Source organism: Serratia sp. CY74737 (genome assembly GCF_052166775.1).
GTDB classification, from domain to species: domain Bacteria; phylum Pseudomonadota; class Gammaproteobacteria; order Enterobacterales; family Enterobacteriaceae; genus Serratia; species Serratia ureilytica.
Window position 1 is genome coordinate 84,313 of sequence record NZ_JBJNOF010000004.1, and the last position, 23,662, is coordinate 107,974.

General features: G+C 62.1%; 24 protein-coding genes. 13 read left to right on the plus strand and 11 right to left on the minus strand.

The genetic code is table 11. The features are described from left to right. Positions 1-22: 22 nt before the first annotated feature. The 3 genes from betA to betI form a co-directional block, all read right to left on the minus strand. Positions 23-1,690, minus strand: coding sequence for a choline dehydrogenase (gene betA / locus ACJ8PE_RS06560; protein ID WP_004939099.1), 1,668 nt, complete (start codon positions 1,688-1,690; stop codon positions 23-25). Positions 1,691-1,827: 137 nt separating this feature from the next. After that, the gene (gene betB / locus ACJ8PE_RS06565) at positions 1,828-3,300 is read right to left on the minus strand and encodes a betaine-aldehyde dehydrogenase (RefSeq protein ID WP_197793135.1); all 1,473 of its coding nucleotides are present in this window, start codon (positions 3,298-3,300) and stop codon (positions 1,828-1,830) included. Between the two features lie 14 nt (positions 3,301-3,314). Further along, positions 3,315-3,917, minus strand: coding sequence for a transcriptional regulator BetI (betI, locus tag ACJ8PE_RS06570; protein WP_033642409.1), 603 nt, complete (start codon positions 3,915-3,917; stop codon positions 3,315-3,317). A gap of 400 nt (positions 3,918-4,317) precedes the next feature. On the opposite strand from betI, the gene ACJ8PE_RS06575 reads away from it, so the two are divergent. Next, positions 4,318-6,357, plus strand: a complete 2,040-nt coding sequence (locus tag ACJ8PE_RS06575; RefSeq protein ID WP_197793136.1) for a choline transporter — start codon at positions 4,318-4,320, stop codon at positions 6,355-6,357. A gap of 44 nt (positions 6,358-6,401) precedes the next feature. On the opposite strand, the gene ACJ8PE_RS06580 is transcribed toward ACJ8PE_RS06575, so the two are convergent. The 4 genes from ACJ8PE_RS06580 to ACJ8PE_RS06595 all read right to left on the minus strand — a co-directional run bounded on the left by ACJ8PE_RS06580 (position 6,402) and on the right by ACJ8PE_RS06595 (position 8,685). Then, on the minus strand, positions 6,402-6,872 hold the full coding sequence (locus ACJ8PE_RS06580; RefSeq protein WP_004939115.1) for a YkgB family protein: 471 nt from the start codon (positions 6,870-6,872) through the stop codon (positions 6,402-6,404). A gap of 64 nt (positions 6,873-6,936) precedes the next feature. Continuing rightward, positions 6,937-7,227 carry a pentapeptide MXKDX repeat protein gene (locus ACJ8PE_RS06585; protein WP_033637682.1) on the minus strand — a complete coding sequence of 97 codons (291 nt, stop codon included), beginning with the start codon at positions 7,225-7,227 and terminating at the stop codon, positions 6,937-6,939. Positions 7,228-7,286: 59 nt separating this feature from the next. Next, positions 7,287-8,063 (minus strand): molybdopterin-dependent oxidoreductase, encoded by a 777-nt coding sequence (locus ACJ8PE_RS06590; protein WP_046686687.1) that lies wholly within the window; start codon positions 8,061-8,063, stop codon positions 7,287-7,289. Positions 8,064-8,073: 10 nt separating this feature from the next. Continuing rightward, entirely contained in the window at positions 8,074-8,685 is a 612-nt protein-coding gene (locus tag ACJ8PE_RS06595; RefSeq protein ID WP_033650571.1) for a cytochrome b/b6 domain-containing protein, read from the minus strand. Positions 8,686-8,836: 151 nt separating this feature from the next. On the opposite strand from ACJ8PE_RS06595, the gene ACJ8PE_RS06600 reads away from it, so the two are divergent. Both ACJ8PE_RS06600 and ACJ8PE_RS06605 read left to right on the plus strand, forming a co-directional pair. After that, complete coding sequence (locus ACJ8PE_RS06600) at positions 8,837-9,550, plus strand: response regulator transcription factor (protein WP_016928494.1); 714 nt, start codon at positions 8,837-8,839, stop codon at positions 9,548-9,550. A 3-nt stretch (positions 9,551-9,553) separates the two neighbouring features. Beyond that, the gene (locus ACJ8PE_RS06605) at positions 9,554-11,020 is read left to right on the plus strand and encodes a sensor histidine kinase (protein WP_099784324.1); all 1,467 of its coding nucleotides are present in this window, start codon (positions 9,554-9,556) and stop codon (positions 11,018-11,020) included. Between the two features lie 13 nt (positions 11,021-11,033). On the opposite strand, the gene ACJ8PE_RS06610 is transcribed toward ACJ8PE_RS06605, so the two are convergent. Together ACJ8PE_RS06610 and ACJ8PE_RS06615 are read right to left on the minus strand one after the other, a co-directional pair. Further along, positions 11,034-12,452 carry a heavy metal sensor histidine kinase gene (locus ACJ8PE_RS06610; protein WP_404769005.1) on the minus strand — a complete coding sequence of 473 codons (1,419 nt, stop codon included), beginning with the start codon at positions 12,450-12,452 and terminating at the stop codon, positions 11,034-11,036. Beyond that, positions 12,449-13,120 carry a heavy metal response regulator transcription factor gene (locus ACJ8PE_RS06615; protein WP_033650568.1) on the minus strand — a complete coding sequence of 224 codons (672 nt, stop codon included), beginning with the start codon at positions 13,118-13,120 and terminating at the stop codon, positions 12,449-12,451. Before ACJ8PE_RS06615 ends, ACJ8PE_RS06610 begins: the two co-directional genes overlap by 4 nt. A 140-nt stretch (positions 13,121-13,260) precedes the next feature. Here ACJ8PE_RS06615 and ACJ8PE_RS06620 point away from each other — a divergent pair, with 140 nt between their 5' ends. The 4 genes from ACJ8PE_RS06620 (at position 13,261) to ACJ8PE_RS06635 (ending at position 15,916) form a co-directional block, all read left to right on the plus strand. Then, the gene (locus ACJ8PE_RS06620; RefSeq protein ID WP_042784000.1) at positions 13,261-13,887 is read left to right on the plus strand and encodes a hypothetical protein; all 627 of its coding nucleotides are present in this window, start codon (positions 13,261-13,263) and stop codon (positions 13,885-13,887) included. A 13-nt stretch (positions 13,888-13,900) separates the two neighbouring features. Beyond that, complete coding sequence (locus ACJ8PE_RS06625; protein ID WP_197793138.1) at positions 13,901-14,506, plus strand: cytochrome b/b6 domain-containing protein; 606 nt, start codon at positions 13,901-13,903, stop codon at positions 14,504-14,506. Beyond that, a complete protein-coding gene (locus tag ACJ8PE_RS06630) occupies positions 14,499-15,266 on the plus strand; it encodes a molybdopterin-dependent oxidoreductase (RefSeq protein WP_197760129.1) in 768 nt (255 codons plus the stop codon). Before ACJ8PE_RS06625 ends, ACJ8PE_RS06630 begins: the two co-directional genes overlap by 8 nt. Before the next feature lie 122 nt (positions 15,267-15,388). Beyond that, a complete protein-coding gene (locus ACJ8PE_RS06635) occupies positions 15,389-15,916 on the plus strand; it encodes a hypothetical protein (protein WP_197793139.1) in 528 nt (175 codons plus the stop codon). 149 nt (positions 15,917-16,065) lie between these two features. Here the strand turns inward: ACJ8PE_RS06635 and ygbI are convergent, their stop codons facing one another. Further along, on the minus strand, positions 16,066-16,830 hold the full coding sequence (gene ygbI, locus ACJ8PE_RS06640; protein ID WP_197793140.1) for a DNA-binding transcriptional repressor YgbI: 765 nt from the start codon (positions 16,828-16,830) through the stop codon (positions 16,066-16,068). Positions 16,831-17,112: 282 nt separating this feature from the next. On the opposite strand from ygbI, the gene ltnD reads away from it, so the two are divergent. The 6 genes from ltnD (at position 17,113) to ACJ8PE_RS06670 (ending at position 22,766) form a co-directional block, all read left to right on the plus strand. Next, positions 17,113-18,027, plus strand: coding sequence for an L-threonate dehydrogenase (ltnD, locus tag ACJ8PE_RS06645; protein ID WP_197760126.1), 915 nt, complete (start codon positions 17,113-17,115; stop codon positions 18,025-18,027). Continuing rightward, positions 18,027-19,286: a 3-oxo-tetronate kinase gene (gene otnK / locus ACJ8PE_RS06650; protein WP_269474267.1), complete on the plus strand. Its 1,260-nt coding sequence runs from the start codon at positions 18,027-18,029 to the stop codon at positions 19,284-19,286. The genes ltnD and otnK overlap by 1 nt, the downstream gene beginning before the upstream one ends. Next, positions 19,283-19,915, plus strand: a complete 633-nt coding sequence (gene otnC, locus ACJ8PE_RS06655; protein WP_373275646.1) for a 3-oxo-tetronate 4-phosphate decarboxylase — start codon at positions 19,283-19,285, stop codon at positions 19,913-19,915. Before otnK ends, otnC begins: the two co-directional genes overlap by 4 nt. Before the next feature lie 3 nt (positions 19,916-19,918). After that, positions 19,919-20,695, plus strand: a complete 777-nt coding sequence (gene otnI, locus ACJ8PE_RS06660; protein ID WP_197760125.1) for a 2-oxo-tetronate isomerase — start codon at positions 19,919-19,921, stop codon at positions 20,693-20,695. Positions 20,696-20,801: 106 nt separating this feature from the next. Continuing rightward, the gene (locus ACJ8PE_RS06665; protein ID WP_033642396.1) at positions 20,802-22,172 is read left to right on the plus strand and encodes a GntP family transporter; all 1,371 of its coding nucleotides are present in this window, start codon (positions 20,802-20,804) and stop codon (positions 22,170-22,172) included. A 63-nt stretch (positions 22,173-22,235) separates the two neighbouring features. Next, the gene (locus tag ACJ8PE_RS06670; protein WP_033650561.1) at positions 22,236-22,766 is read left to right on the plus strand and encodes a GNAT family N-acetyltransferase; all 531 of its coding nucleotides are present in this window, start codon (positions 22,236-22,238) and stop codon (positions 22,764-22,766) included. Positions 22,767-22,770: 4 nt separating this feature from the next. Here the strand turns inward: ACJ8PE_RS06670 and ACJ8PE_RS06675 are convergent, their stop codons facing one another. After that, the gene (locus ACJ8PE_RS06675) at positions 22,771-23,643 is read right to left on the minus strand and encodes a LysR family transcriptional regulator (protein ID WP_099784306.1); all 873 of its coding nucleotides are present in this window, start codon (positions 23,641-23,643) and stop codon (positions 22,771-22,773) included. Between the last annotated feature and the right edge of the window lie 19 nt (positions 23,644-23,662).

Sequence of the window (23,662 nt, forward strand, 5' to 3'; positions counted from 1 at the left end):
CAACGGCGAGAGGGCGTGTCGGTTACTGCTTGCGCACCGGCGCATCGCCGGCGACGTAGTAGTCGGCGGTGCTGCGCGGCAACGGCGCGCGCTGGCGAATGCGGTCGGCGATCTTTTCGGCGATCATGATGGTGGTGGCGTTCAGGTTGCCGGTAATGATCAGCGGCATAATCGACGCATCCACCACCCGCAATCCTTCCATGCCGTGCACTCGGCCCTGGCCGTCGACCACCGCCATCTCGTCTTCGCCCATCTTGCACGAGCAGGACGGGTGGAAGGCGGTTTCGGCGTGCTCGCGCACGAAGGCGTCCAGCTGCTCGTCGGTCTGCACCTCTGGCCCTGGGCTGATCTCGCGACCGCGGTATTCGTCCAGAGCAGGCTGCGCCATGATTTCGCGCGTGATGCGGATAGCGTCGCGGAACTCCTGCCAATCCTGTTCGGTCGACATGTAGTTGAACAGAATGCTCGGGTGCTGGCGCGGATCCTTCGACTTCACCTGCACCCGGCCGCGGCTCGGCGAACGCATCGAACCGACGTGGGCCTGGAAGCCATGCTCTTTCACCGCGTTGCTGCCGTTATAGTTAATCGCCACCGGCAGGAAGTGATACTGAATGTTCGGCCAGGCGAACTCTGCGCGGCTGCGGATGAAACCGCCGGCCTCGAACTGGTTGCTGGCGCCGACGCCGGTGCCGTTGAACAGCCATTCCGCGCCGATTTTCGGCTGATTGAACCATTGCAACGCCGGGTACAGCGACACCGGTTTCTTACAGGCGTACTGCAGATACATCTCCAGGTGGTCCTGCAGGTTCTCTCCGACGCCCGGCAGATCGTGCACCACGTTGATGTCCAGACTTTTCAGCAGCGCCGCCGGGCCGACGCCCGAACGCTGCAGAATTTGCGGCGAGGCGATGGCGCCGGCGCACAGCAGCACTTCGCGCCGCGCTTTGGCATGGGTCAGCTGATTGCTGTCGCCCTGCAAATAGTTGACGCCCACCGCACGCTTGCCGTCGAACACGATGTGGTCGGTCAGCGCATGGGTGACGATCTTCAGGTTCGGCCGTGAACGCGCCTGATCCAGATAACCGCGGGCGGTGCTGGCGCGGCGCCCTTTCGGCGTCACGGTGCGGTCCATCGGGCCGAACCCTTCCTGCTGATAGCCGTTCAGATCGTCGGTGCGCGGATAGCCCGCCTGAACGCCGGCTTCCACCATGGCGTGGAACAGTTCGTTGTTACCGGCCTTCGGCGTGGTGACGCTCACCGGGCCATCGCCGCCGTGGTAATCGTTCGGGCCGATATCGCGCGTTTCCGCCTTGCGGAAATACGGCAGGCAGTCCAGATAGGTCCAGTCTTCCAGACCCGGCGCCTTGGCCCAGTTGTCGAAGTCCATCGCGTTGCCGCGAATGTAACACATGCCGTTGATCAGGGATGAACCGCCCAGCCCTTTGCCGCGGCCGCATTCCATCCGGCGGTTGTTCATGTGCGGCTCAGGATCGGTTTCATACGCCCAGTTATAGCGGCGGCCCTGCAGCGGAAACGCCAGCGCGGCCGGCATCTGGGTACGGAAATCCATCCGGTAATCCGGGCCGCCGGCTTCCAGCAGCAGGACGCTGACGTCGGCGTCCTCGGTCAATCGGGTGGCTAACACGTTGCCGGCTGAACCGGCACCGATAATGATGTAGTCAAATTCCATTCATTATCTCCTTACTTTATAGAGGCCTGGTCAGGCAAAGACGCGAAGCGCGGCTCGGCAACAGGCTGTGTATTTGGGCGCTCTAGAGATTGTCGGCCGCAGCCAACGCGGCTGCGGCTCGAAAGACGACGGGAAGATCAGAATACCGAGGCGTATTCGCCCAGCTCGACCTGCACCGATTTGATCTGGGTGTAGTGTTCCAGCGTCGTCAGGCCGTTCTCGCGGCCAACGCCGGACTGCTTGTAGCCGCCGACCGGCATTTCCGCCGCCGACTCGCCCCAGGTGTTGATCCAGCAAATGCCGGCTTCCAGCTGGTGGATCACGCGGTGCGCGCGGGCCAGATCGTGGGTCACCACGCCCGCGGCCAGGCCGAAGGTGGTGTCATTAGCGCGGCGCACCACTTCCTCTTCGCTCTGGTAGCTGAGAATGCTCATCACCGGCCCGAAGATCTCCTCACGCACGATTTCCATATCGTCGCGGCAGTCGCTGAACACCGTCGGCGCCACATAAGCGCCCTTGCCGAATTCGCCATGGGTGACGCGTTCGCCGCCGCACAGCAGGCGCGCGCCGCTGTTTTTGCCGCTCTCGATAAAGCGCAGCACCGATTCCATGTGCGCAAAGCTGACCAGCGGCCCGAAGTTGGTCTGCGGATCGGTCGGGTCACCGAGGCGAATGCGCTTCACGCGCTCGAGGATTTTCGCCTCAAACTGCGCCTGCAGCGCCGCCGGCACGAAGACGCGGGTGCCGTTGGTGCACACCTGGCCGGAACTGTAGAAGTTGGCCATCATGGCGATATCGGCGGCGCGATCCAGATCGGCGTCGTCGAAGATAATCAGCGGCGATTTGCCGCCCAACTCCATGGTGACTTCCTTCAGCGTCGAACCCGACGCGTTGGCCATCACCTTCTTGCCGGTTTTCACCCCGCCGGTGAAAGAGACTTTGGCGATGCCCGGATGGTCGGTCAGATACTGCCCCACTTCCGCCCCGCTGCCGGTCACCACGTTGAACACGCCGTCCGGCAGGCCGGCTTCGGTGTAGATTTCCGCCAGCTTCAACGCCGTCAATGACGTGACTTCACTCGGCTTGAAGATCATCGCGTTGCCCGCCGCCAGCGCCGGCGCGGACTTCCACAGCGCTATTTGAATCGGGTAGTTCCAGGCGCCGATGCCGGCCACCACGCCCAGCGGCTCGCGGCGGGTGTAGACGAACGAGGTATCGCGCAGCGGGATCTGCTCGCCTTCAATGGCCGGGATCAGGCCGGCGTAGTACTCCAGCACGTCAGCGCCGGTGACGATATCCACCGCGGTGGTTTCCGACATCGCTTTGCCGGTATCCAGCGTCTCCAGCGTCGCCAGTTCATCGTTGCGCTCGCGCAGAATATCCACCGCACGACGCAGGATGCGCGAACGCGCCATCGCCGTCATCGCCGCCCACACCTTCTGCCCGCTGGCCGCACTGGCCACCGCACGATCGACGTCTTCAGCGTCGGCGGACTGGACTTCAGCCAGAACTTCGCCGTTCGCCGGGTTAATGGCGTTGAAGGTTTTTCCAGCGGTGCTGTCTACATAGGCGCCATGAATATAGAGCTTCTGCAAGCCAAAACGGGACATAGGATCTCCTTGAGTTATCCTCCGGGCGGCGTTTGCCCCCGGAGTTGGAACGTGATGTATTCGGTCGTGAGCGCCAGGGCCTGCGCCTGATTGAACGCGGAGCCGCGCAACGCGCTGCGCAGCCACAGCCCATCGATCAGCGCCGCCAGCCCCTTGGCCGCCAACCGCGCCTGCGGCTGCGGCATAACGCGGCGAAACTCGGCGCACAGGTTGGAATAGAGCCGACGGCCGTTCACCTGTTGCAAGCGGTTGAGCTGCGGCTGGTACAGACTGCTGGCCCAAAAGGCCAGCCAGGTCTTCATCGCCGCGCTGTTGATCTGGCTGTCGTCGAAGTTGCCGGCGACGATCGCCTGCAGCCGCGCCGCCGGGCTGTTGTCGGTCAGCGCCTGCAGCCGCAGCTTCACCGCCTCGCCCAGATGGCTGATCAGATAGCGCATCGTGGCTTCCAGCAGGCCGTTCTTATCCTTGAAATAATGGCTGATGATGCCGTTGGAAACGCCGGCCCGCCGCGCAATCTGCGCGATGGTGGCGTCATGCATTCCCACTTCGTTTACCGCGGCGAGCGTGGCATCAATCAACTGCTGCCTTCTGATTGGCTGCATTCCTACCTTTGGCATATTTCGACTCTCACAAAACCGACTTCGGCCTTATCTCAGCGGGCAAATTTCACTGCCGTTTCGCCCGTGATTCAGGTCATCATGAGGACTATTAAACTTTTTTTTGATTGAACGTTCAATAAAAATTGCATATATTTTATTGCCGCCTGGTTAAAAAAATGTATTTTCTGGTTGTGGAACTGGCTGATTTTTGTGAGGTAATTAACGAATCTGACCAAAATCAGTGGCTGTAAGCGGTTCCCACCGCGAAGCGCTCCGGTGCTTCATAAGCAGGCGAAAGCGGCATCGTTCAGGCCATTCCCGTGGGGATGGCCGCCGCCTTCATTCGCCCGTTTTCCGGATGCGCCAACGCGCCCCAGAATGCGGAGCGGCACGATTTTACTCAGTTCAGAGGATGACGATGACAACACGCGAAACCTCCTCCAAACCGCAGCAGGACCGCCTCAACCCTGTGGTTTTCTTCACCTCGGCGGGGCTGATCCTGGCCTTCTCGCTGATGACCATCTTTTTCACCGACTTCTCCGGGCAGTGGATCACCCGCACGCTGAATTGGGTGTCGACCACCTTCGGTTGGTACTACCTGCTGGCGGCGACGCTGTACATCGTGTTCGTGGTGTTTATCGCCGCCTCGCGCTTCGGTTCCATCAAGCTCGGGCCGGAACAGTCCAAACCGGAGTTCAGCCTGATGAGTTGGGCGGCGATGCTGTTCGCCGCCGGCATCGGCATCGATTTGATGTTCTTCTCGGTCGCCGAGCCGGTGACCCAGTACATGATGCCGCCGGAAGGCGACGCGCAAACGCTGGAGGCCGCCCGCCAGGCGATGGTCTGGACACTGTTCCACTACGGCCTGACCGGCTGGTCGATGTATGCGCTGATGGGCATCGCCCTCGGCTACTTCAGCTATCGCTACAATCTGCCGCTGACCATCCGCTCGGCGCTATACCCGATCTTCGGTAAACGCATCAACGGCCCGATCGGCCACAGCGTGGACATCGCCGCGGTGCTCGGCACCATCTTCGGCATCGCCACCACGCTGGGCATTGGCGTGGTGCAGCTCAACTACGGCCTCAAGGTGCTGTTCGAGATCCCGGAAAACCTGACGGTGCAGGGCTCGCTGATCCTGCTGTCGGTGATCATGGCCACCATCTCGGTCACCTCGGGGGTCAACAAGGGCATCCGCATCCTGTCCGAGCTGAACGTGCTGCTGGCGCTGGGCCTGATCCTGTTCGTGCTGTTCTTCGGCGACACCGAGTTCCTGCTCAACGCGCTGGTGCTTAACGTCGGCGATTACGTCAACCGCTTTATGGGCATGACGCTCAACAGCTTCGCGTTCGATCGGCCGGTGGAGTGGATGAACAACTGGACGCTGTTCTTCTGGGCCTGGTGGGTGGCGTGGTCGCCGTTCGTCGGCCTGTTCCTGGCGCGCATCTCGCGCGGGCGCACCATTCGCCAGTTCGTGGTCGGCACGCTGATCATTCCGTTCGTGTTCACCCTGCTGTGGCTGTCTATCTTCGGCAACAGCGCGCTGTATCAGATCATTCACGGCAACGCGGAATTCGCGCAGGAAGTGATGCAGTTCCCGGAGCGCGGCTTCTACAGCCTGCTGGCGCAATACCCCGGCTTCACCTTCAGCGCCTCGGTGGCCACCATCACCGGCCTGCTGTTCTACGTCACCTCGGCGGACTCCGGCTCGCTGGTGCTGGGTAACTTCACCTCACGCCTGGCCGACATCAATAATGATGCGCCGAACTGGCTGCGGATTTTCTGGTCGGTGGCCATCGGCCTGCTGACCATCGGCATGCTGATGACCGACGGCGTGCCGGCGTTGCAGAAAACCACGGTGATCATGGGCCTGCCGTTCAGCTTCGTGATCTTCTTCGTGATGGCCGGGCTGTACAAATCGCTGCGGGTGGAGGACTACCGCAAGGCCAGCGCGCTCAGCACCCTGGCGCCGGTGCCGGTCTCCAGCCACGACGTGCTCAACTGGAAACAGCGTCTGTCGCGGGTGATGAACTACCCGGGCACGCAGTACACGCAGAAAATGTTGGATAAGGTTTGCCGTCCGGCGATGCAGGACGTGGCGCGCGAGCTGGAGTTGCGCGGCGCGAAAGTGGAGTTCAGCGAAGTGCCGCCGACCGAAGACGAACGCCTGAACCACCTGGAGCTGCTGGTGCACCTGGGCGAGGAACAGAACTTTATCTATCAGATCTGGCCGATGCGCTACTCGGTGCCGGGCTTCACCTACCGCGCCCGCTCCGGCAAGTCGCACTACTACCGGCTGGAAACCTTCCTGATGGAAGGCACCCAGGGCAACGACCTGATGGACTACAGCAAGGAACAGGTGATTGGCGATATTCTCGACCAGTACGAGAAGCACCTGAACTTCCTGCACATTCATCGCGAAGCGCCGGGGGACACCCTGACCTTCCCGGATATGTGACGGCCGAGAAATACCCAGAGGGCGTAGCCAGGCTACGCCCTTTTTTATGCCTGCTCGGCCGGCAAATCGGCCTTCAGCAGCACCAGGGAGCCGGCCAGCAACACCAGATCCTTGATTAAAAAGCTGGTGGCGCCGGCCATGGCCGGAAAACCGCCGGCGGAGGGCTCCCAGGCGCCCGGCGTGGAAAAGATCAGCGTCAGCGTGGTCAGGTAGGTCACCGTCGATCCGATCGCCCCCAGCAAACCCAGACGCCGCGACCAGAACCCCGCCAGCAGCAGCAAACCGAAGCTCCATTCAGCGACGCCCAATGCATAACTGGCGCCGCGAATGCCGAACGCCTGATGCATCCAGCTCAGCAGCGGGCTGTTGCCGATCAGCGGCACCAGCCCCTGCGCCTCATAATCAAACCATTTGGCGTAGCCGAAGGCGGCGAAGATCACCACCAGCGCCGCACGCATAAAAATAACGTCCCCGTTCGAGCGCCGAAAGCGCCGCAGCCATGTCGCCAACATCATCCTCTCTCCTTATGTTGCCCGCAGCCGCCGCGGTTTGCCGCTTGCGGCCGCGGGGTGAGGCGGCTTAGTGCCCCATCGCATCCTTTTTCATCTCGTCTTTCTTCATGCCGTCTTTGGCCATACCGTCTTTCGCCATGCCATCCTTTTTCATGGCGTCTTTGCCCATTTTGTCTTTCTTCATGCAGTCCTTGCCCATGCACTCTTTCTTCATCCCATCTTTCGCCATGCCGTCGTGCGACATCTGGCTCATGCCGTCCTTTTTCATCGCGTCTTTACTCATGCCGTCCGCGGCGTTGGCGCCGGCCACGCCCAGCATCAGCGCGCTGCACATCATCATTGCGAATAACTTTTTCATGGTATTTCCTTCCGTCATGTCAAAGGCACCGGAGTGCCGGAGAATGGCCGGCGGCCGCCTCAGCTGCCGCCAAACCAGTTGTAACCCTGGTCTTCCCAGTAACCGCCCGGGAAGCGGTTGGTGACCTCGATCACCTGAATGTGCTTCGGATTCTTGTAGCCCAGCTTGGTCGGCATGCGCAGCTTCATCGGATAGCCGTACTTGCGCGGCAAGGTCTGGCCGTCATAGGTCAGCGCGATAATCGTCTGCGGATGCAGCGCGGTGGCCATGTCGATACTGGTGTAATAGTCGTCGGCGCATTTAAAGCTGACGTAGCGGGCGCTCAGATCCGCGCCGATTACCTTAAGAAAGTTGGCGAACGGCACGCCGCCCCACTTGCCGATGGCGCTCCAACCCTCGACGCAAATATGACGCGTCACCTGGCTAACCTGCGCCATCCGATGCAGCTGCGGCAGGCTCCAGGCGCGCTTGTCCTGCACCAACCCCGCCACTTCCAGCCGATAGTCGTCGCCGTTGATGTCGGGCGCGTCCTCCTCGGCGTAAAAGGCGTTGAACGGGAATGGCCGGGTGATCATCGACTCCGGGTAGACCGGCGCCAGGCGATCGCCGTTGAACAGCCAGCCCTGCACCCGATCGTTGAGGCGCGAAATGCGGCTCAGCGCCTGCTCGACGTTGGCGTTGCCGCTGAGATCGCAGCCGGTAAGCATAGCGATACCGCCCAGCGTCAGGCCGTTGCGCAGAAAGCGGCGGCGGGACGACGCGGTCAACAAGCGCTGCGCTTCTTTGACGATCGCCTGCCCTTCAACGATCGTCATGATCTGTTTATCCTTTTTCATCGTGAACTCCTTAACGTCCGCGCAGCATGGCCAGCAGCGTGCGGGGCACCAGCGCCACCATCACCAAATGGATCGCGACGAAGGCCACCAGCGCCGACATGGCGAAAAAGTGGATATAGCGCGCCGCCTCATAGCCGCCGAGCAGCGTGCGCAGCAGCGGAAACTGCACCGATTTCCACAGCACCAGCCCGGACAGCGCGCTCAGCACGCCGAGGAGCATCACCGACAGATAGGCCACGCGCTGCACCATGTTGTAGTGGCGCAGGTCGGCGTGCTGCAGCCTGCCGCGCAGCGCCGCGCCGACATCGGCGAGAAACTGCTTCGGGCTGAGCGGCCAATATTTGCGTTTGAAGCGCCCGCTGGCGAGGTTCAGCAGCAGGTAACACAGCCCGTTGACGCCAAACAGCCACATGCCGGCGAAGTGCCACTGCAGCGCGCCGCCCAGCCAGCCGCCGAGCGTCAGCTCGTTGAAAAAGCTGAAATTGAACAGCGGCGAAGCGTTGTAGATGCGCCAGCCGCTGGTCACCATGATCAGCATCGCCAGCGCATTCAGCCAATGCGTTAACCGCAGCCACAGCGGATGTACGGTCTGTCGTTGTTCCGGGGTGAGGGTGAGGCTCATAACGATTCCTGCCAGCTAACGATGCGATGCACCGAGTATTCCCCGGATTTGTTCCCCAAGACCTCACGCAAAGTTAAATAAAATGTGATAACTCCGCCGGTGGCGGTTGTGTAGACTTCAGAGAGAATCGGGCTAATCAGCGGTAATGAGAATGGACAAGCCAAAACGAATTTTGATCGTCGAGGACGACGGCGACATCGCCGAGCTGCTGCAGCTGCATCTGCGTGACGAGGGTTACGCCATCAGCCACGCCGCCGACGGCAATCAGGGCATGGCGATGCTGGAACAGGGCGGCTGGGACGCCTTGATCCTCGATCTGATGCTGCCGGGCGTAGACGGATTGGAGATTTGCCGCCGGGCGCGCACCATGACGCGCTACACGCCGATCATCATCACCAGCGCGCGCTCCAGCGAGGTGCACCGCGTGCTGGGGCTGGAGCTGGGCGCCGACGACTATCTGGCCAAACCCTTTTCCATGCTGGAGCTGGTGGCGCGGGTCAAGGCGCTGTTTCGCCGCCAGGAGGCGATGAGCCGCAACCTGCGCATGGACGCCGGCGCGCTCAGCTTCAACGATCTGACCATCGATCCTATCGCCCGCGAAGTGCGCCTGCACCAACAGCCGATCGAGCTGACGCCGCGCGAATTCGACCTGCTGTACTTTTTCGCCCGCCACCCGGGCCAGGTGTTCTCGCGCCTCAGCCTGTTGAATCAGGTCTGGGGCTATCAGCACGAGGGGTATGAGCACACCGTCAACACCCATATCAACCGGCTGCGCATCAAGATCGAGCGCAACCCGGCGGAACCCGAGCGCATCCTCACGGTGTGGGGCATGGGCTATAAATTCGCGGCCGCGCCGCAAGAGTGAGCCATGAAAAACCTTACGTTAGCGCAACGCCTCACGATTATCTTCGCGCTGCTGATCGTCATCGGCTGCGCCTTTTCCGGCTGGATGCAGGTGCGCAGCAATACCCAGTACAGCCAGGCGGTGATCCAGCGCCTGTCCGGCAACCTGGCGCAGCATATCGCCGACAGCAATCCGCTGCTGGGGGTTAACGGGCCGGATCCGCAGGCGGTGCATACCCTGTTCGATCAGCTGATGGCGGTGAACCCCAGCGTTGAGGTTTATCTGCTCGACAAACAGGGCGCAATCATCGGCAACGCCGCGCCGGCCGGGCATCTGAAGCGGCAGCGGGTCGCGCTGGCGCCGCTGCAGGCGCTGCTCGATGGCGCGCAGATGCCGGTGTACGGCGACGATCCGCGCAGCGCGGACGGGCGCAAAGTGTTCAGCGTTGCGCCGCTGAAGATCGACGGCCGGGTCGAGGGCTATCTGTATGTGGTCTTGCTCGGTGAAGAGTACACGGCGCTGGCCAGCAACGCCCAGTTCAACTCGGCGGCCAGGATGGCGCTGTGGACCTCCGGGGTGATGGTGCTGTTCAGCCTGCTGGCCGGCGGTTTCGCGTTCTACTGGGTCACTCGCCCCATCCGGCGCCTGACCCGTCAGGTCAATGCGCTGGACAGCGGCGGCATTGAGGCAGTGCAGGCCTACGCGGCGCTGCCGGCGGTGCCGGCCGGGCGCGACGAAGTCAGCCAGCTTCAGCAGGCCTTCCACCGCATGGCGCAGCGCCTTGCCGAACAATGGCAAACGCTGGCGCAGCAGGATCGGCTGCGGCGTGAGTTCATCGCCAACGTCTCGCACGATCTGCGCACCCCGCTCACCTCGCTGCACGGCTATCTGGAAACGCTGTCGGTCAAGGCCGCCACCCTGAGCGACACCGATCGGCGGCGCTATCTGGAGATCGCGCTGGCGCAGAGCCGCAAGGTGGGCAAGCTGGCGCAGGAGCTGTTCGAGCTGGCGCGGCTGGAATATGGCGTGGTGAAACCGCAGAAAGAGCCCTTCTCCCTCAGCGAACTGCTGCAGGACGTGTTCCAGAAGTTCGAGCTGGCGGCGGAGGCGCGCAACCAGCGGCTGCACGCCGACATCGCCCCCGGCGTGCCGCCGGTGTTCGCCGATCTCAGCATGATTGAGCGGGTGCTGACCAACCTGTTGGACAACGCCATTCGCCATACGCCGCCCGGCGGCGACATCGGCGTGCGGCTGTGGCGGCAGGAAGACCAGGTGATGGTGCAGGTCAGCGACAGCGGCCCCGGCATTCCGCAGACGCTGCGCGCCGATCTGTTCGTGCGGCCGTCTGTCCTGAGCGGCGCCCGACGCCCCGCCGGCGGGCTGGGGTTAATGATCGTGCGGCGCATTCTGCAGCTGCACGACAGCGACATTCAGCTGATCGAACAACCACAAAGCGGCGCCTGCTTCCGCTTTGCCATTCCGCCGCGTTAATCCGGCATATCGGTTATTGCGCTAGCGGGAACCGCAGGCTGAAAATGAGGCTGGCGACAGACGCGCGCTCGATACATTCGGCGCGCACCTCACCGCCGTGCAGCGTCATGATGGCGCGCACGATGGACAGCCCGAGGCCGCTGGCGTGGCTGCCGGCGCTGCGCGCGGGATCGGCGCGGTAGAAACGATCGAACAGCTTTTCCAGATGCGCCGGCGCGATCGGCGGCCCCTGATTGATGACCTGCACCCACCAGGCATCGGCACGCCGTTCAGCCCGCAACACGATCAGGCTGTTTTCATCGGCATAGCGCACCGCGTTGGCCACCAGGTTGCTCAGCGCCCGCTGGAACAACATCGCGTCCGCCTTCAGCTCTCCTTCCCCTTCGCAGCTCAGCGCGATGCCGCGTTCTTCCGCCAGCCCTTCGAAGTAATCCGCCACCCGCCGCAGCTCGGCCGCCACCTCCAGACGACTGTAGTTCAGCGCGGACTGCGCCTCACCGGCGCGCGCCAGAAACAGGATGTTTTCCACCATGCGCGAAATACGCTCCAGCTCATCCATATTGTTCGACAATAGGGTTTCGTACTCCTCCACGCTGCGGGGTTGATACAGCGCCACCTGACACTGGCCCATCAACGCGCCCACTGGCGTGCGGATCTCATGGGCCAGATCGGCGGAAAACTGCGTCAGCCGCTGATAACCTTCATTCAACCGATCGAGCATCGCATTGAATGACCGGGTCAGCTGCTGCAACTCCTTCGGCGCCCCCTGTTCGCTGAGGCGAGTGGACAATGTATTGGGCGCGATCTGCGACGCCTGCGCCGCCATGCGCCATAGCGGCTTCAATCCCCGGCGCATGACCCCATAGCCCAGCAGCGCAATCAGCAGGAAAGCCACAATGACCGCCGCGACAATGCGCCACAGGTAACGCGCCAGCATCTTCTGCTCGTTGACCATGACGTGCGCAGCGGAGATCTGCAGCAAACTGCCGTCTTCCAGACGCACCATCGCCGATGCCGCGCGCAGCGGCACCCCCTGCGCCGTTTCCCCGCCGCGCACGGCGGCCAGCGTCTGCGCCTGTTCGGGCGGTGTCGGCGCGATCGGCGGCAGGGCCACCCTGGCCGGATTCACATTGATGAGCGGTTTTTGCCCTGGGATTTGGAAAATCAGCACGTCCTGTTCATTGCCCAGCATATTTTCGAACAGGCCGTTATTGGCGGTCAGGCGCGCCAAAGGAAAGCGCTGCCCCAGTAAATGGCGGAAATACTCTACGCGCCCGGTCACCTGCAGATCGCTGCGGAGCGTCATTTCCTGGCGCATCGCGCCGAACAGATACCAGCCCGCCCCGCTCACCACGCAGGCGGCCACCAGCGCGAACAGCATGGCGGTACGCAGCGTCAGCGACACCGGCCGACGTGAAGCGCGGGCGTTCACGAGCGCGGCTCGCAAACATAGCCGATGCCGCGCACGCTGTGGATCAGCTTGACGTCGAACGGCCGGTCGATTTTGGCGCGCAGGCGTTTGATCGCCACGTCAACCACATTGGTGTCGCTGTCGAAATTCATGTCCCACACCTGAGAGGCGATCTGCGTGCGCGACAGCACTTCGCCTTCGCGCCGCACCAGCAGATGCAGCAGCATGAATTCTTTATTGGTCAACGGGATCACCTGATCCTGGCGCACCGCCCGGCGGCGCAATACGTCCAACTGCAGATCGGCGATGGCGTAATGATCGGCTTCGCGCGCCGGCCCGCGGCGCAGCAAGGTGCGCAAACGCAGCACCAGCTCGGTAAAGGAAAACGGTTTGATAAGATAGTCGTCCGCGCCCAGCTCCAGACCGTGGATGCGATCCTGCACGCCATCGCGGGCGGTGAGAAACAGGATCGGCACGTCGCTTTTCTTGCGCAATACCTCGATGATCTGCCAGCCATCCAGCCCCGGCAGCATGACATCGAGCACGATCGCATCGTAGTCCTGCTCCAACGCGCGAAACAGCCCATCGGTGCCGTTGCGCGCCAAATCGACGCCATAGCCCGCTTCCCCCAGCCCTTTCTTCAGGTAATCCCCTGTGCCGATATCGTCTTCAACTACCAGTATTCGCATGCTCGCCACCTCGTTACGTCTGCAAAAATACTAGCAGCTTCGGCGGACAAACTTGATGACATTAATGTCATCAAACGGCCATGGCGCTGACCCAGTAGGTCAACCATGCTTAACCGGCAAACTCATTTCAGGAGAACGTTATGATTACCCGTCATCGTATAGCCGGTTTACTGTTGTCCACGTTACTGCTTTCCAGCGGATTGGCCGCCGCCGCCCAAACGCCGGGCAAGGTGATTGCGCCGCTGCGCGGCACCATCACGCAGGTTGCCGACGGCAATCTGCAGCTGACCGACCGCAAGGGCGAGACACTCAGCGTCAAGCTGAACGAGCAAACTAAAGTGCTCAGCGTTTCCAAAGCCACGCTGGACGATATCAAACCGGACAGCTTTATCGGCACCGCCGCCGTGCCGCAGCCGGACGGCACGCTCAAGGCACTGGAAGTGCACGTGTTCGCCGCCAGCCTGCGCGGCACCGGCGAAGGGCATTCGGCCTGGGAATCCGCCGACGGCAAAGTGGATACCATGACCAACGGCACCGTCGGCAAACTGGTGAAATCCAACGGCCGCACCCTGACCGTCACTTACGGTAACCAGCAGAAAACCGTCGTCGTGCCGGAAGACGTGCCGATCGTGACGCTGGATCCGGGCGATCTGAGCCTGCTTAAACCGGGCGTGCACATCGTGCTGTTCTCCGCCGCCGACGATAAGGGCCAGCGCGTCGCCACGCGTATTTCCGCCGGCAAAGACGGCACCGTGCCGCCGATGTAACCGGAGGAATACCATGAAGACCAACGCGTCGCCGCCGGTGCATCGCTGGCCGGTTCGAATCACTCATTGGATCAACCTGTTCGCCATGGTGTGCATGTTCATGAGCGGTTGGGAAATCTACAACGCCTCGCCGCTGTTCGATTTCCGCTTTCCGCTGCAGATGACGCTGGGCGGTTGGCTAGGCGGCGCGATTGGTTGGCATTTGGCGGTGATGTGGCTATTGGCGCTCAACGCCGTCTGCTATCTGCTGTGGAGCCTGTTCAGCGGCCATTTTCGCCGCGATCTGTTGCCGCTTCGCGCCGACGCGCTGCGGCAGGATATCTGGCTGGCGATGACGCTGCGCCTGCGCCACCGGCATGGCCGCTATAACGCCATTCAGAAACTGATGTACCTCGGCGTACTGGCGCTCGGCCTATTACTGGTGCTGTCCGGCCTGGCGATTTGGAAACCGGTTCAGCTGCAGGGATTGGTCGCGCTGTTTGGCGGCTTCGACTTCGCGCGCTACGTGCATTTCTTCGCCATGGCCGGCATCGGCCTGTTTGTGGCGATCCACGTCTTTATGGTGGCTGTCGTGCCTAAAACCCTGTGGGCGATGATAACGGGTGGCAAACATGAATGAGAAAAAACAGCGGGCAATCGCGCCGACGCTGGAACCGGACCAAAAAAAGCAGCTGGTCAATCTGCAACGCCGGCTGATGTTGCGCTCCGGGCTGACGCTGGGCGGCATCGCCATGCTGACCGGGTGTAATCTGCAAGACGGCGATCGGGTGGATAAGGTGCTGTGGGCCATGTCGCGCTGGAACGACCGGGTGCAGGCCTGGCTGTTCAGCGGCCAGCGGTTGGCGCAAACTTACCGGCCGGACCAGATCACTCACCCTTTCCCCTTTAACGCATTTTACCCGGAATACAACGTCCCCGAGATCGATCTCGCCGGCTACCGGCTTGAGGTCGCGGGGAAAGTGGAGAAAAAAGCGCCCTGGACGCTGGAACAGCTGCAGCGGCTGCCACAGCAAAGCCAGATCACGCGCCTGATCTGCATTGAGGGCTGGAGCGCCATTGGCCAATGGGGAGGCGTGCCGCTGCGCACCTTTCTGCAGCACGTCGGCGCGGATCTGAATGCCGGTTACGTCGGCTTCAAATGCGCCGATCGCTACTACGCCAGCCTCGACATGGCCACCGCGCTGCACCCGCAGACCATCCTGGCGCTGGACTTCGGCGGCAAGGCGCTGCCGGCGGACTATGGCTACCCGCTGCGGCTGCGCGTGCCGACCAAGCTGGGGTTCAAAAACGCCAAACATATCGCCGCGATCTTCGTCAGCGACGTCAATCCGGGCGGCTATTGGGAGGATCAGGGCTACAACTGGTTCAGCGGCATTTAGTTTTGCGCGGTGCTGCGCACAACCTTCATCGGCGGCTGGAGGATCGTCTCCGCCGCGGTTAATAATCTGTTCGTCACAAAGGGGATAACTATAGGAAAAATAATAGTAAAAAGGATTTTATCATGGATATTGATGTGAGGGAGTCACACACTGGAATAGCAGACACATACAGATATCAGATTGCCGTCAGAAAAGGTGATGGTAAATCGGCCATCTATCATTTGGATTTCAAGAGAATTGGGCAAAACATGCACCATTGGTTTGCCCCAGTGTATGTGGACACTGCTATCCTCAATAATGCTTTCTCTCTGGAATTTTATGATGTTAAGGCGTTGAGCGACGTAAACAGGCATCGGCGCTCAGCTTTCGATACCTATACTGCAATGCATTATACCCTTCTCCAACGCGAACGCTTATTCGTTGTTGGCATCGGGGAAACTCTTCTCAAGTTTGCCTATCAGTATCATGCCAGGATCATCTTAAGTGCACCGTTAAGGCCAGCATTAGCTAAAATTTATGATTTTTTGTTGAAAAAATACGCGCAAAAAGGGCATTATTTATACAAAATAGAGTTTATAAAGGACCGCCTCTATGTCATCGAAATCCCACGTAGCCCCCATAGCATCCCATACTTGCCAACAGCACGTTAAGGAACAGCGCCTGAAAGAGATGCAAGCCTTCCACGAAGAGTGGTGGGAACAAAGGCGCCGCGAATGGCGTGAACGCGGCGGCATTGAAGCCAGTGAACCGCCCGCACGTAGCATCGATACCGAACTTTCATCCTAATGAAGGTTCGTTCTTATTCTTCCGCCGTCAGCAATGCAATCTCCGCTTGCTCAATGGCCTCCCGCGCGGCGGCGGGCAACCCTTCGTCGGTAATGATGGCGTCAAAGGCAGCGATCGGCAGCGCCAGATAGGTGGCGACTTTGCCGTATTTGGACGTATCGCTGAGCAGAATGCGGCGGCGGCTGGCCTCGACGATGGCCTTCTTCACCATCACCTTATCTTCGTTCGGCGTCGACAGGCCGCGCATGCTCCACGAAGAGGCGGAGATGAACGCCAGATCGATAAACAGACCGCGCAGCGCCTGCGCCGCCGCCTCGCCGACGCAGGAGCGGTTTTCCCGGCACACGGTGCCGCCGGTGTGGATGATTCGGCACTGGCTATGCTCTATCAGGAACCCGGCGATGACAAAGTCGTTGGTCACCACCGTCAAATCGTCACGTTCTCCGATCTGTTTCGCCAGCGCCAGCGTGGTGGTGCCGGCATCCAGATAGATACAGCTATTGGCGGGAATTTGCCGCGCCGCCAGCCGGCCGATGGCGATTTTCTGCCGGCCGAACATCCCCTCTTTGGTCTGGTGAGAAGGTTCGCTCGCCACCCGTTCCGGCGCCTGCACGCCGCCCGAGACCGACTGCACCGCCCCCTGCTCTTCCAGCTTTTGCACGTCACGGCGGATCGTCATATGTGACACCCCCAGCCGTTCGGTCAGCTCGGCGATGCTGACGACGCCGCGTTCGGATACCAGCGCAAGAATTTGTTGATGGCGTTCTACAGGTATCACGGTTCCCTCTCGTTGCTGCGGTGATAATAATTGTGATTTTACGTCAATTTTCGTTCGCCGATAGCCCTAATTTCTCGCAGCGTGACGGCGAGCGCAGTTAGGCCAGCCAAACATAAACTTATTAAAAACATAATAGTAATGTTGCTTCATGCCAGAAATCGCACGAAAAACCCGTTTCACGCATTGTTAATTATTGTGATATCGATCGCGGATAATCGGCCGGCAAGCGCTTACATTTAACACAACAAAACAAATTATCACTAAAATTAACAGGAGTGCAGTATGACACACCCAGGGAATTATGCCGTTTGCGTCATCGGGCTGGGGGCGATGGGCATGGGCGCCGCGCGTTCATGCCTCCGCGCCGGATTGACCACCTACGGCGCCGATCTCAATCCGCAGGCGCTGGCGGCGCTGCAACAGGCCGGCGCGAAACAAACGGCCCCCAGCGCGTGCGACTTCGCCGCCGAGCTGGACGCCGTGTTGCTGCTGGTGGTGAACGCCGCGCAGGTGAAGCAAATCCTGTTCGGCGAGCAAGGCCTGGCGCCGCAGCTCAAGCCGGGCACGGCGGTGATGGTCTCTTCGACCATTTCCGCCGATGACGCCAAACAGATCGAGCAACGGCTGCTGGACTACGGCCTGGCGATGCTGGACGCGCCGGTTTCCGGCGGGGCGGCCAAGGCGGAAGAAGGCCAGATGACGGTGATGGCCGCTGGCGCCGACGCCACCTTCGCGCGCCTGCAACCCGTGCTGGACGCCATCGCCGGCAAGGTTTACCGCATCGGCGAAACCATCGGCCTGGGCGCGACGGTAAAAATCATCCACCAGCTGTTGGCCGGGGTGCACATCGCCGCCGGGGCGGAAGCCATGGCGCTGGCCGCCCGCGCCAACATCCCGCTGGACGTCATGTATGACGTCGTCACCCACGCCGCCGGCAACTCCTGGATGTTCGAAAATCGCATGCGCCACGTGGTCGACGGCGACTATACGCCCAAATCGGCGGTGGATATCTTCGTCAAGGATCTGGGGCTGGTGGCGGATACCGCCAAGGCGCTGCATTTCCCGCTGCCGCTGGCCTCCACCGCCTTCACCATGTTTACCGCCGCCAGCAACGCCGGCTACGGTAAAGAAGATGACAGCGCGGTAATCAAAATCTTTGCCGGCATCGATCTGCCGCAGAAAAAGGAGACGCTCTGATGCAGCTCGGCGTAATCGCGGATGATTTTACCGGCGCGACCGACATCGCCAGCTTTCTGGTGCAAAACGGCCTGCCGACGGTGCAGTTGAACGGCGTGCCGCAGGACGAAACGCCGGTCGACGCTCAGGCGGTCGTCATCAGCCTGAAATCGCGCTCCTGCCCGGCAGAGCAGGCGATCGAACAGGCATTGCAAGCGCTGGCCTGGCTGCAAAAACAGGGCTGCCGCCAGTTCTACTTCAAATACTGCTCCACCTTCGACAGCACCGCACAGGGCAATATCGGCCCGGTGACCGACGCCCTGCTCGCCGCGCTGGGGGAAAATTTCACGGTTGTTTCCCCGGCGCTGCCGGTAAACGGCCGCACGGTCTATCAGGGCTACCTGTTCGTCGGGGAACAGCTGCTGTCTGAGTCCGGCATGCGTCATCACCCGGTCACGCCGATGACCGACAGCAACCTGCTTCGCCTGATGGAATCCCAGGCCGCCGGACGCTGTGGGCTGGTGACGGCGGCGGAAATGGATCGCGGCGCCGAGGCAGTCAGCGAGAAGCTGCAGCAATTGGCGCAGGAAGGCGTGCGCTACGCGGTGCTGGACACGCTCAACGAACGGCATCTGCTTACCCAGGGCGAAGCGTTGAAAACGATGAAGCTGGTGACCGGCGGTTCGGGCCTGGCGATCGGTTTGGCGCGGCAATGGGCGCAGAACGGCGAACGTTCGGCAGAGGCGGCCGGCGCGCCGCAGGGGGAAAAGGCGGCGGTGCTGTCTGGCTCCTGCTCCGTCATGACTAACCGGCAGGTGGCGCACTATCGCGAACGCGCGGCGGCGCAGGCCATCGATATCGACCGTTGCTTCGATCCCCAGACGCGCGCCGCCTACGCCGTCGAGTTGGCGCACTGGGCGCAGCGCCATGCCGGAGAAGCGCTTGCCCCGCTGATCTACGCCACTGCATCGCCGGAGTCGCTGCAGCAAACGCAACAACGGCATGGTGCCGCCGCCAGCGAGGCGGTGGAAGCCTTGTTCGCCGAGCTGGTGGTGCAACTGCGCCAGTTGGGATTCAGCCGCTTTATCGTCGCCGGCGGCGAAACCTCCGGCGTGGTGACGCAGGCGCTGGGCATTCGCGGCTTCCATATCGGCCCCAGCATTTCCCCCGGCGTTCCCTGGGTGCGCGCCAGCGATCGGGCCATTTCCCTGGCATTGAAATCAGGTAATTTTGGCGATGAAGCCTTCTTCGCGCGCGCGCAAACGGAGTTCCCGGTATGAGCATGACGATTGAACAGCATGCGCGTGAAGAGATGGTGCGCCTGGGCGCCTCGTTTTTCCAACGCGGCTACGCCACCGGCTCCGCCGGCAACCTCTCGCTGATGCTGCCGGACGGCGCGCTGCTGGCGACGCCGACCGGCTCCTGTCTCGGCGAGTTGCAGGCCGATCGCCTGTCTAAAGTGAGCCTGAACGGCGACTGGCTCTCCGGCGACAAACCGTCGAAAGAGATCAGCTTTCATCGGGCGCTCTATCTGAACAACCCCGAATGCAAAGCGGTCGTGCACTTGCATTGCACCTACCTCACGGCGCTCTCTTGCCTGCAGGGGCTGGACGCCGACAACGCCATCAAACCGTTCACCCCCTATGTGGTGATGCGCGTCGGCAAGGTGCCGGTGGTGCCTTACTACCGGCCCGGCGACGAAAGGCTGGCACAGGATTTGGCCCGCCTGGCGCCGACCCACCGCGCCTTTTTGCTGGCCAACCACGGGCCGGTGGTGACGGGTAAAGACCTGCGAGCGGCGGCGGACAATACCGAAGAGATGGAAGATGCGGCGCGTCTGATCTTCACCCTCGGCGATCGTCCGATCCGCTATTTGACCGCTGATGAAATTGCCGAATTACGGAGCTGAACCATGCCTAAATTTGCCGCCAATTTGTCGATGATGTTTACCGAGGTGCCGTTCCTCGATCGCTTTGCCGCCGCTGCCGCACAGGGCTTCAGCGCGGTGGAATTCCTGTTCCCTTACGAGCATCCCGCCGATCTGTTGGCCGAGAAACTGCGCGAACACGGCCTGCAACAGGTGCTGTTCAACACCGCGCCCGGCGATGCCGCCGCCGGCGAATGGGGACTGGCGGCGCTGCCGGGCCGCGAACGGGATGCGCGCGCCGATATCGATCGCGCGCTGGCCTACGCCATCGCCCTTTCCTGCCCCTGCGTGCACCTGATGGCCGGCGTGGTGCCCGCGAGCGCGGATCGGCGGCGTTATCTCGACACCTTTATCGCCAATGCGCGCTATGCCGCCGACGCTTTTGCGCCGCACGGCGTCAAGGTGCTGATCGAGGCGCTCAGCCCGCCGGTCAAGCCCGACTACCTGTTCGCCAGTCAGCATCAGGCGGCGGAAGCGGTGGCGGCGATCGAAAGACCGAACGTGTTCATCCAGTTCGATTTTTTTCACGCGCAGTTGGTAGACGGCAATATCAGCGGGCTGCTGGAGACGCTGGCCGGGCGCTACGCGCATATCCAGATAGCCTCGGTGCCGGATCGTCATGAGCCCGACGAGGGCGAACTGAATTACCCGTGGCTGTTCGACAGGCTGGATGCGCTCGGCTATCAGGGCTGGATCGGTTGCGAATACCGCCCGCGCGGCGACACCGCCGCCGGGCTCGGCTGGCTGAAGCCTTACCGCTAAAGCCGCACGCCGACACCAGGAAATCGATTTTATAACAATGAAACGCACCCGTATCGCCACGCGGCGATCGCGGTGCCCAACGCTTACCCAACGAAAGGCTTTTTTCATGTCTACCTCTCTGCTGTTGCTGATTGCCGTACTCGGCGTGGTGCTGCTGTTATTGATGGTGATTAAGGCGAAGGTGCAACCCTTTGTCGCGCTGTTGGTGGTCAGTTTGCTGGTGGCGCTGGCCAGCGGCATTCCGACCGGCGAAGTGATGAAAGTGATGACCGCCGGAATGGGCGGCGTGCTCGGCTCGGTGACCATCATCATCGGTCTGGGGGCGATGCTCGGCCGCATGATCGAACAATCGGGCGGCGCCGAGTCGCTGGCGCAGCGTTTCAGCCAGGGTCTGGGGCCGAAACATACCGTCGCGGCGCTGACCCTCGCCGCGTTTATTCTCGGCATTCCGGTGTTCTTCGACGTCGGCTTTATCATTCTGGCGCCGATTATCTATGGCTTCGCCAAGGTCGCCAAAGTGTCGCCGCTCAAGTTCGGCCTGCCGATGGCCGGCGTGATGTTGACGGTACACGTCGCGCTGCCGCCGCACCCCGGCCCGGTCGCCGCCGCCGGCTTGCTCAACGCCGACATCGGCTGGCTAACCATTATCGGCCTCGCGATCTGTATTCCGGTCGGCGTTATCGGCTATTTCGCCGCCAACTACCTCAACCGCAAAACCTATCCGTTATCGATAGAGGTGCTGGAACAGCTGCAGCTGGCGGCGCCGGAGCCGCGTCCGGAAGATCACGCGCCGCTCAGCGATCGCATCAACCCACCCGGCGCCGGCCTGGTGGCGGCGCTGATCGTCATCCCGATCGCCATCATCATGCTCGGCACCGTCTCCGCCACCCTGCTGCCGGCCGGCTCGGCGCTGCGCGACGCGCTGTCGCTGCTGGGCTCGCCGGCGGTGGCGCTGATGATCGCCCTGCTGCTGGCCTTCTATTTCCTGGCGCTGCGCCGCGGCTGGAGCCTGCAACACGCCGGCGACGTGATGGGGGCCGCGCTGCCGACCGCCGCGGTGGTGATCCTGGTAACCGGCGCGGGCGGCGTGTTCGGCAAGGTGCTGGTGGAATCCGGCGTCGGCAAGGCGCTGGCGGAAGTGCTGACGGCCATCGGCCTGCCGCTGGTGCCCGCCGCCTTTATCATTTCGCTGGCGCTGCGCGCCTCGCAGGGTTCCGCCACCGTGGCGATCCTGACCACCGGCGGCCTGTTGTCGGAAGCGGTCAGCGGCTTGAATCAGCTGCAGCTGGTGCTGGTAACGCTGGCGACCTGTTTCGGCGGGCTCGGGCTTTCGCACGTCAACGACTCCGGTTTTTGGATCGTCACCCGCTATCTGGGGCTGTCGGTGGCCGATGGCCTGAAGACCTGGACGGTGTTGACCACCCTGCTCGGCCTGAGCGGCTTCCTGTTCACCTGGCTGTTGTGGCTGGCGGCGTGATTTCTCTGGCATACTGAACGCCGTTGTTTTTCATCGCCTTTCATCCTGTGCAGGAGCAGCAACATGACCGTAATCAACACCGCGCCAACGCTTATCACCGAACGCCTGCGGCTGGACGCGCACACGCTGGACGACTTCGACTCGCTGGCCGCGCTGTGGGCCGACCCGCTGGTGGTGCGCTATATCGGCGGCACCCCGCGCGACCGGGAAGACTCCTGGGGGCGCCTGATGCGCTACGTTGGCCACTGGGCGCTGTTGGGATACGGGTATTGGGCGGTGCGTGACAAGCAGAGCGGCGAGTACCTCGGCAGCATCGGCTTCTCCAACTTCCTGCGCGACATCACCCCGGCGCTCGATGCGCCGGAGATGGGCTGGACGCTGGTGAGTTCGGCGCACGGCAAAGGCTATGCCACCGAGGCGCTGCGGGCGGCGCTGGCCTGGGGGAAAACGCACCTGCCGGGGGAAAAAACCGTCTGCATCATCTCGCCTGAAAACCAGGCTTCGCTGGCGTTGGCGAAAAAGGTCGGCTTCAGCGAAAGCCACCGCAGCGAGTACCATCAAAACCCGATCGTGGTGATGCACTGCCCGCTTTGAATGCCTAAGCGCGTTGCACCGCCAACGCCGTCTGAATGAAGTTGTCCCGCAGCGCGTCGGTGCGCTGCGGATCCCAGGCGATACCGACCTGCCACTCCGTCTCCTCGCCGCTCAGCGATAAAATGTCGATGCCGGCCGGCGCGATATGCGTGATGCTGTGCGGCAGCAGCGCGACGCCGACGCCGGCGGCGACCAACGCCAACAGCGTCTGGATATCACCGGCCTGCTGCACCACGTTCGGCGTCAACCGGTGAGCGGCGATAAACCGCAGCGACTGATCGCTCAGCCCGCGCCCGCGTTTAGGGGTCAATTGCAACAGCGGCAGCTGATTGAAACGCGCCATCAGATCGTCGGCGCGCAGCGCCAGCGCACCCGGCGCAGCCAGCACCAACCTATCGCTCAACAACGCGACGCCGCACAGCGGCGTATTGACCGGCAAGCGCACGAACCCCGCCTGCAACTCTCCCTGCAGCAACAGCTGATACTGCCGCTCCGACGGCAGATCTTCGAGGCCAATCGCCACCTCGGGAAACCGTTGGCGAAAGGCGGCCACCAGCTGCGGCGCCAGATGAAAACTGGACAGGCCAAACCCCAGCGCCAGCCGCCCCGCTTCCCCGAGCGCCACCCGCCGCGCGCGCCGCTGGAACTGCTGATACTGCTCCACCAGCGCCTGCGCCTCCGGGTAAAGCCGCCGCCCGCCGGCAGTGAGCACCGCCCCTTGTCGGCCACGCTCGAACAGCCGAACGTCAAGCTGGGCTTCCAGCGCCTGAATTTGCTTGCTCAGCGCCGGTTGGCTGATACACAGCAGGCTCGCCGCCTGCCGATAATTGCCCTGCTCCGCCAGCGCCACCAGGGCGCGCAGTTGTTTTATATCCATTCCATTAGATTATCAAATA

Coding starts and splice junctions, on each gene's coding strand:
- betA (WP_004939099.1), bottom strand. CDS start 1,690: ATGGAATTTGACTACATCATTATCGGTGCCGGTTCAGCCGGCAACGTG.
- betB (WP_197793135.1), bottom strand. CDS start 3,300: ATGTCCCGTTTTGGCTTGCAGAAGCTCTATATTCATGGCGCCTATGTA.
- betI (WP_033642409.1), bottom strand. CDS start 3,917: ATGCCAAAGGTAGGAATGCAGCCAATCAGAAGGCAGCAGTTGATTGAT.
- ACJ8PE_RS06575 (WP_197793136.1), top strand. CDS start 4,318: ATGACAACACGCGAAACCTCCTCCAAACCGCAGCAGGACCGCCTCAAC.
- ACJ8PE_RS06580 (WP_004939115.1), bottom strand. CDS start 6,872: ATGATGTTGGCGACATGGCTGCGGCGCTTTCGGCGCTCGAACGGGGAC.
- ACJ8PE_RS06585 (WP_033637682.1), bottom strand. CDS start 7,227: ATGAAAAAGTTATTCGCAATGATGATGTGCAGCGCGCTGATGCTGGGC.
- ACJ8PE_RS06590 (WP_046686687.1), bottom strand. CDS start 8,063: ATGAAAAAGGATAAACAGATCATGACGATCGTTGAAGGGCAGGCGATC.
- ACJ8PE_RS06595 (WP_033650571.1), bottom strand. CDS start 8,685: ATGAGCCTCACCCTCACCCCGGAACAACGACAGACCGTACATCCGCTG.
- ACJ8PE_RS06600 (WP_016928494.1), top strand. CDS start 8,837: ATGGACAAGCCAAAACGAATTTTGATCGTCGAGGACGACGGCGACATC.
- ACJ8PE_RS06605 (WP_099784324.1), top strand. CDS start 9,554: ATGAAAAACCTTACGTTAGCGCAACGCCTCACGATTATCTTCGCGCTG.
- ACJ8PE_RS06615 (WP_033650568.1), bottom strand. CDS start 13,120: ATGCGAATACTGGTAGTTGAAGACGATATCGGCACAGGGGATTACCTG.
- ACJ8PE_RS06620 (WP_042784000.1), top strand. CDS start 13,261: ATGATTACCCGTCATCGTATAGCCGGTTTACTGTTGTCCACGTTACTG.
- ACJ8PE_RS06625 (WP_197793138.1), top strand. CDS start 13,901: ATGAAGACCAACGCGTCGCCGCCGGTGCATCGCTGGCCGGTTCGAATC.
- ACJ8PE_RS06630 (WP_197760129.1), top strand. CDS start 14,499: ATGAATGAGAAAAAACAGCGGGCAATCGCGCCGACGCTGGAACCGGAC.
- ACJ8PE_RS06635 (WP_197793139.1), top strand. CDS start 15,389: ATGGATATTGATGTGAGGGAGTCACACACTGGAATAGCAGACACATAC.
- ltnD (WP_197760126.1), top strand. CDS start 17,113: ATGACACACCCAGGGAATTATGCCGTTTGCGTCATCGGGCTGGGGGCG.
- otnK (WP_269474267.1), top strand. CDS start 18,027: ATGCAGCTCGGCGTAATCGCGGATGATTTTACCGGCGCGACCGACATC.
- otnC (WP_373275646.1), top strand. CDS start 19,283: ATGAGCATGACGATTGAACAGCATGCGCGTGAAGAGATGGTGCGCCTG.
- otnI (WP_197760125.1), top strand. CDS start 19,919: ATGCCTAAATTTGCCGCCAATTTGTCGATGATGTTTACCGAGGTGCCG.
- ACJ8PE_RS06665 (WP_033642396.1), top strand. CDS start 20,802: ATGTCTACCTCTCTGCTGTTGCTGATTGCCGTACTCGGCGTGGTGCTG.
- ACJ8PE_RS06670 (WP_033650561.1), top strand. CDS start 22,236: ATGACCGTAATCAACACCGCGCCAACGCTTATCACCGAACGCCTGCGG.
- ACJ8PE_RS06675 (WP_099784306.1), bottom strand. CDS start 23,643: ATGGATATAAAACAACTGCGCGCCCTGGTGGCGCTGGCGGAGCAGGGC.